Annotated in this window: 7 protein-coding genes; 4 read left to right on the top strand and 3 right to left on the bottom strand. The window is 64.9% G+C overall.

The genetic code is table 11. From position 1 onward, the window contains the following. Positions 1–384: 384 nt before the first annotated feature. The 3 genes from LLH00_18295 to LLH00_18285 all read right to left on the bottom strand — a co-directional run bounded on the left by LLH00_18295 (position 385) and on the right by LLH00_18285 (position 3,092). Positions 385–1,068 (bottom strand): lytic transglycosylase domain-containing protein, encoded by a 684-nt coding sequence (locus tag LLH00_18295; GenBank protein ID MCE5273233.1) that lies wholly within the window; start codon positions 1,066–1,068, stop codon positions 385–387. Between the two features lie 151 nt (positions 1,069–1,219). After that, complete coding sequence (locus LLH00_18290; GenBank protein MCE5273232.1) at positions 1,220–1,936, bottom strand: tetratricopeptide repeat protein; 717 nt, start codon at positions 1,934–1,936, stop codon at positions 1,220–1,222. A gap of 70 nt (positions 1,937–2,006) precedes the next feature. Beyond that, positions 2,007–3,092: a DUF1611 domain-containing protein gene (locus LLH00_18285; GenBank protein ID MCE5273231.1), complete on the bottom strand. Its 1,086-nt coding sequence runs from the start codon at positions 3,090–3,092 to the stop codon at positions 2,007–2,009. A 295-nt stretch (positions 3,093–3,387) separates the two neighbouring features. Here LLH00_18285 and LLH00_18280 point away from each other — a divergent pair, with 295 nt between their 5' ends. The 4 genes from LLH00_18280 to ruvB form a co-directional block, all read left to right on the top strand. Continuing rightward, positions 3,388–4,140, top strand: a complete 753-nt coding sequence (locus LLH00_18280) for a YebC/PmpR family DNA-binding transcriptional regulator (protein MCE5273230.1) — start codon at positions 3,388–3,390, stop codon at positions 4,138–4,140. A gap of 4 nt (positions 4,141–4,144) precedes the next feature. Then, entirely contained in the window at positions 4,145–4,702 is a 558-nt protein-coding gene (ruvC, locus tag LLH00_18275) for a crossover junction endodeoxyribonuclease RuvC (protein ID MCE5273229.1), read from the top strand. Beyond that, complete coding sequence (gene ruvA, locus LLH00_18270; protein MCE5273228.1) at positions 4,699–5,295, top strand: Holliday junction branch migration protein RuvA; 597 nt, start codon at positions 4,699–4,701, stop codon at positions 5,293–5,295. Before ruvC ends, ruvA begins: the two co-directional genes overlap by 4 nt. Positions 5,296–5,379: 84 nt before the next feature. Further along, positions 5,380–6,266: Holliday junction branch migration DNA helicase RuvB (ruvB, locus tag LLH00_18265; GenBank protein ID MCE5273227.1), on the top strand; the 887-nt coding region annotated here is incomplete at its 3' end.

Genomic DNA, 6,266 nt, shown 5'->3' with positions numbered 1-6,266 from the left:
TTTCAGCCCCGGCCGTTTCACGTTCGATTACACGCTGCCCTGGCGGGAGGCTCAGACAGGTGCGGCCCCCCAAGGCAACAACGGCGGCCTGTCAGCCGCACGAGGCTTGGCTTTAACCCAGGATCGAGTCATTCCGATACGGACACTGTGTTCGCCCATAACATTCTATGCAAAAACCTAACCGGACATTGTTGATCTTGCCCGAAAGGACCAAAGGGCGCGGGGGCCGCTTGTGGGGGGCTTGCTTTGCTTGGTATTCATGTAGGGGCGGACCCACGTGTCCGCCCGGATAGGGGCATCGCGGGCACTAAAACGAAGGGGCACGGAGCGCCGCGCCGCTTGGCCTTGAGGATGTCACAGCCTTGTTTTGACTCCGCAGCCAACTCAGGGCAGCGGACGGTCCGTGATCAGCACCCGCCCGTTTTTCACCACCCGGTACAGCCTCCCCCCGGAGCCTTCGGTGGAGCCGTAGAGGCGCATCAGGCGCTTGACCTTGCGGATGTAGTCATGGGTCTCGGCGATGGGCGGCACACCGCCCGCGCGGTCCACTCGGGAGGGCCCTGCGTTGTAGGCGGCCAGGCCGAGCGGCAGATCGTGATTGTAGCGCTCGAGCATCTGCTTGAGGTAGCGGCTGCCGCCCAGGATGTTCTGCTCCGGGTCGAACGTGTCCTGCACCCCCAGGTCCTGCGCGGTGGAGGGCATGAGCTGCATCAGCCCGCGCGCTCCCTTGCCACTGACCGCGCGCGGGTCGAATGCGCTCTCGGCGTGGATCACGGCCTTGACCAGGTCGAAATCCAGGTCGAAGCGGGTGGCGGCGCGGCGGATGAGTTCATCGTAGTTGCTGTCGTGGTAAGCCGGTTCCGCGACCTGCACACGCGGGACTGGAGCGGGGATGTGCACCACCCGCCGTGAAGTGAGGCCGACACCGACCGCCGGGCGGTTGGTGATATGGATCACACCGTTGCGGTCGGTCCAGGTGTTGATCTCGGCGCCCAGGACCGCCGGCAGGGCAGCGGCGCACGCGGCAAGGACAGCTGTGGCAAGGACGGCTCGCAGGACGGGCCGCATCGTACCCCCATGGCTGAGAGTTGTTCTGCAGTCATTGTACCTGCGGGTGGGTGATATTGCAAGGGCGGTTTTCAGGCGCCGCCCTTGCCTGCTTTTATATCGGCTTTTCCTGCGGATAGCTTGAACTGAGTCAGATGGGTCGGCGGCCGTGTCAGTGCTTTGCGCCGGACAGTTTTTCCTGGCTGCGCTTGAGCGCCTCCTGGGCCGCGGTGAACCCGAAATTCACTTCCAGGGCTTTCTGGAAATAGCGGACGGCATCGGCATAGCGGCCCAGGGCGTAGCTGGCGTCCCCCAGCATGTACCAGCCCATCAGGCGTTTGGGCTCTATCTTTGTCACCTGGGAATAGGCCTGGATCGCGGCCTCGTACTTTTGCTGACGGGTGAGGAGGTTGCCCATGTTGTACCAGGCATCCGCGTGGCGCGGGTCCAGGCGCACCGCGGTCTCGAACTGGGCCAGCGCCTCGGAGTAGGCCTCTGTCGCCCCGTGGGCCAGGCCCAACTGGTAGTGGGTGTCGGCACGGGTGGAATCCAGCTCCAGCGCTTTCTGCAGTGCGGACACGGCCGGGGCGTACTGCTTGCGGTTGATGTAGAGCTGCCCCAGCCGGAAATAGGCCTCCTCCATCTCGGGATGGGATTTTAGCAGTTTTTGATATGTCTTGAGTGCGTCATCGTACTGCTGGGCTTGGATCTGGCAGAAACCCAGCCCCAGCGCGGCCTCCACCCAGGTGGAATCCAGTTCCAGCACTTTCTTGTAGCTGGCCACCGCGTTCTCGAATTGTCCTACTTTTCTATAGTTGCGGGCATCGGTCAGGGCGGACTCCCGCGGGCCCGGCTGGCAGGCGGTGGCCAGCGCCGCGAGGATTGCCACAGCTAACAATGTTCCGGTCCGGCTCAATTGGCACATGTCCGTTCTCTAAAAAATTGCAGTAGCGGCCGTTTTAACTCTCCGGCCCCGCGTACAGCGGTTGTTTGGGCAGGAGGCCGTTCACGAGAAGAGCGTCCAGCAGAGGCCCGGCCCCGAAACGCACCGGGTCGGTGGCGGGAAGTCCGGTCTGACGCTCGGCGGCCTCGATCATCCGCCGGGCCGGCTGTTCCTCCAGCCCCCGGGTGTTGAGCGCCACGGCTTTCACCCGGCAGCCGGGCTTGACCAGGCGCATGGCGGCATCGTACAGGGCGATGTGTTCAGTGAGCGGCGGCATGCGCCACTCCACGTGCATCACGCGCGCCTGGGTCGCACGGTGGCAGAGGACCATCGCATCCGGGCAGGAGCCGTGCAGCAGGGCCAGCGTGACCCCGGAGTAGGAGGGCTGGCAGAGCGCGCCCTGGCCCTCCACGAAGATCAGACGCACCGACTCGTCCGCACCCTCGTCCAGCACGAGCTTCTCCGCCGCGCCGGCGGTGAAATCGCTCACCGTGTGGTCCACCGCGATCCCGCGGCCGGCGATGGCGATCCCGGTCTGCCCGGTGGCGCAGAACGCGCTGCGGATGCCGCGCCGCTCGGCCTCGCGCAGCATCTCCAGCGAGGCGGTCATCTTGCCGGCGTTGCAGTCGGTGCCCACGGTGAGGACCACGCCCGCGGTCACGTTCTGCGCCTTGCAGAACGCGACCGGCAGGTCATCCGGGCTCTTGCGCAGATCGGTGATCCGTCCCCCGCAGCGTCCGGCCAGCAGGGCCAGCTCGGGGTCCTCGGCCAGAAGGCCGTGCATGCCGCTCACCACCTCCATGCCGTTTTCCAGCGCGGTCTTGATCTGCCCGCGCCAGCCGTTCGGCAGCACCCCTCCGGCCGTGGCCACGCCGATCACCAACCGTTTCGGATTCAAGTCCAGGCATGCGATCAGGCTGGGCACCACCGGGATGCCTTTTCCGATGCCCGTGACCTCGGCGCAGTCGCGTCCCGCGTTGCGACTGTCGATCACCGCCAGCACCGATTCCGGGGCGTAGCGCAGCAGCCCGTAGGCGGTCTTGCTCATTCCATCATCACCCAGCGCGTCCTCGGCCAGGATCACAGTCGACGGCACCTGCATCGTTTCCCTCCCCTGTTTGAAGGCAAGTCAAGATAACACCAAACCGCGGCGCAAACAACCGTAAAGCCGCGCACCGGGCGATTTTGATTGATTTTTGCTCTTCGGCGAGCTATATTAGCTTAATTCGTTTGATAGACGGAATTTACCACCGCGGCGCCCGTCCGGGGCAGCCGGGCGGTGCGGGTGTTATGGTCTGTGTCGCACATCCGGTGCGACAGGGCTTGACTGAGCGAATAGATTATTCCGGAACTCGAATCCGGTTTCAACTGGTGGACTGCAAAGCATCGGAGGCGTTATGTCGGGCCATTCCAAGTGGGCGACAATCAAGCGTAAGAAAGGTGCTCTCGATGAGAAGCGCGGCCGCATTTTCACCCGCCTGATCAAGGAAATCTCGGTGGCCGCGCGCATGGGCGGCGGCGACCTGGACTCCAACCCCAGGCTCCGCACCGCGGTGGATACGGCCAAGGCTAACAACATGCCCAAGGACAACATCGACCGGGCGATCAAGAAAGGCACCGGCGAGCTTCCCGGCGTGAGCTACGAGGAAGCGGTCTACGAGGGCTACGGGCCGGGCGGCATCGCACTGTTCATCGAGGTGCTCACCGACAACAAGAACCGCACGGTGAGCGAAATCCGCCACATCCTGACCCGTCACGGCGGCAACATGGGCGAGAACGGCTGCGTCTCCTGGATGTTCAGCCAGAAAGGCCAGCTCTACGTGGAGGCCGACAAGTATGATGAGGACACCGTCCTGCTGGAGGCCAGCGACCTGGGCGCCGAGGACATGTGGACCGAGGAGGGCCTGCACGTGATCAGCGTACCGGTGGAGCTGTTGCACAAGGTGCGCGACGGCCTGGCAGCCAAGGGGATCGAGGTCAAGGATTCCGAGCTACTGATGGTGCCCTCGACCACGATCAAGCTGGGTGTGAAGGACGCCGAGAAGATGCTCAAGCTGATGGAGGTGATCGAGGACCACGATGACGTGCAGCGGGTCAGCTCCAATTTCGACATTGATGAAGATGTCATGCGCAAGCTCGAGGCCGAGTAACACGATGCAGTCCGCGCCGGGACGCACTATCCTGGGGGTGGACCCGGGCGGAAATGTCACCGGCTGCGGCGTGATCCGCCGCGAGGGCAACAGTTCGCGCTTTGTCGCCTGCACGATCACCCGCGCCGCCGCACAGGAGAATCTCGCCGACCGGCTGGAGCGGGTGTTCCGTTTCGTGAGCGCGCAGATCGAGCAGTACAGGCCGGACACCCTGGTGGTGGAGGACGTGTTCTACGGCAAGAACGTGCAGAGCCTCAAGGCCATCGGACAGGTGCGCGGCGTGGTGATCCTGGCCGGGGCGCTGGCCGGGCTGAAAGTCTGCGAGTACAGCCCGCGCGAGGTCAAGAAAGCCGTGGTCGGGCGCGGGGATGCCTCCAAGGAGCAGGTGCAGCACATGGTGATGACCGTGCTGGGGCTGGATGCGCCGCCCCAGCCCCACGACGCGGCGGATGCACTGGCCCTGGCGCTCTGTTACTCTCACCGCGGCGACTCGCCCGCGGCGGTCGGGTGCTCGAAAAGCGCGTTGCCGCCTCAGCTCAGGGAACTGCTGAAAAGAAAATGATCGCTCTCATCGAAGGCCGGCTGCTCGAAAAGAATGTCTCCTCCGTGGTGATCGCGGCCGGGGGTATCGGCTACGAGGTCGCGGTGCCGCTGAGCACCTTCGAGAAACTGCCCGCCGAGGGTGAGACCGCCCGGCTCCTGACCTACCTGCATGTCCGCGAGGATGTCCTTCAGCTTTTCGGTTTCCACTCCCGCCAGGAACGCGAGGCGTTCGAGCGCCTGATCTCGGTGACCGGGGTCGGCCCGCGCCTGGCCCTGTCGATCCTGAGCAGCCTGAGCGTGGAGCGCCTTATATCCGCGGTGGAGGGCGCGCAGGCCTCCTGGTTCGGCAAGATACCCGGAGTGGGCAAGAAAACCGCCGAACGCCTTATTTTCGAGCTCAAGGGCAAACTGACCGACATCGCCCCGGCGGCAGCGCTGGGCAAGGCCACAGCCCCGGTGGGACGGGAGGCCGAGGAGGCCGCCGCCGCTCTGGTCTCGCTGGGCTACTCGCGCCCCCAGGCCGAGACCGCCATCGCCCGCGTGCTGGCCGACTCGCCCGGACAGAAAATCGAGACCGCGGACCTGATCCGCAAATCCCTGGGCCGGATGTAGGGCCTGTCTTCTTGAGTTCTTCCTCTAACCCCAAGCGTGAATGCCACTGTGAGCGACAGGCCGAAAGACCGCCCGAAAGACCGTATGGACCTCACCCGGCCGGATGTGCTGGAGGATGAGGACAGCTTCGAGGGCAGCCTCAGGCCGACCTCGCTGGAGGAGTTTGTCGGCCAGCCGAAGCTCAAGGAGAAGCTGGAAATCTTCGTCCAGGCGGCGCGCCAGCGCGGCGAGGCTCTGGACCACTGCCTGTTCTGCGGCCCGCCGGGCCTGGGCAAGACCACCCTGGCCCATATCATCGCCCGCGAGCTGGGGGTGGGCATCCGCGTGACCAGCGGCCCGGTGCTGGAGAAAGCCGGCGACCTGGCCGGCCTTCTGACCAACCTCGAAGAGCGCGACATCCTGTTCATCGACGAGATCCACCGTCTGCGCAGCAACGTGGAGGAATACCTCTACCCGGCGATGGAGGATTTCTGTCTGGACATCATGATCGACACCGGCCCTGCCGCCCGCAGCGTGAACATCCCGCTCAAGCGTTTCACCCTGATCGGGGCCACAACGCGCAGTGGGCTTCTGACCAGCCCGATGCGCTCACGTTTCGGCGTGGTGGGGCGGCTGAATTTCTACAGCGACCAGGAACTGGCCCAGATTGTGCGCCGCTCGGCCCGTATCCTGGGGGTCGAGATCGACACGGCCGGGGCGGATGAGATCAGCCGGCGCTCGCGGGGCACGGCCCGTATCGCCAACCGTCTGCTGCGCCGTATCCGCGATTACGCCGAGGTGCGGGCGGACGGCCGGATCGACCGCGAGATAGCCCGCGCCGCCATGGGCATTCTGGAGGTGGATGAGTCGGGGCTGGATGAGATGGACCTGGCGATCCTGCGCACACTGGTGGAAAAATACGGCGGCCGTCCGGTGGGAGTGGGCACCCTGGCCGTCTCCGTGGGCGAGGAGCCGGACACGATCGAGGAGGT

The sequence above is a fragment of the bacterium genome (assembly GCA_021372515.1).
Classification (GTDB): domain Bacteria; phylum Gemmatimonadota; class Glassbacteria; order GWA2-58-10; family GWA2-58-10; genus JAJFUG01.
This window is presented reverse-complemented; position numbering and strand designations above follow the sequence as displayed.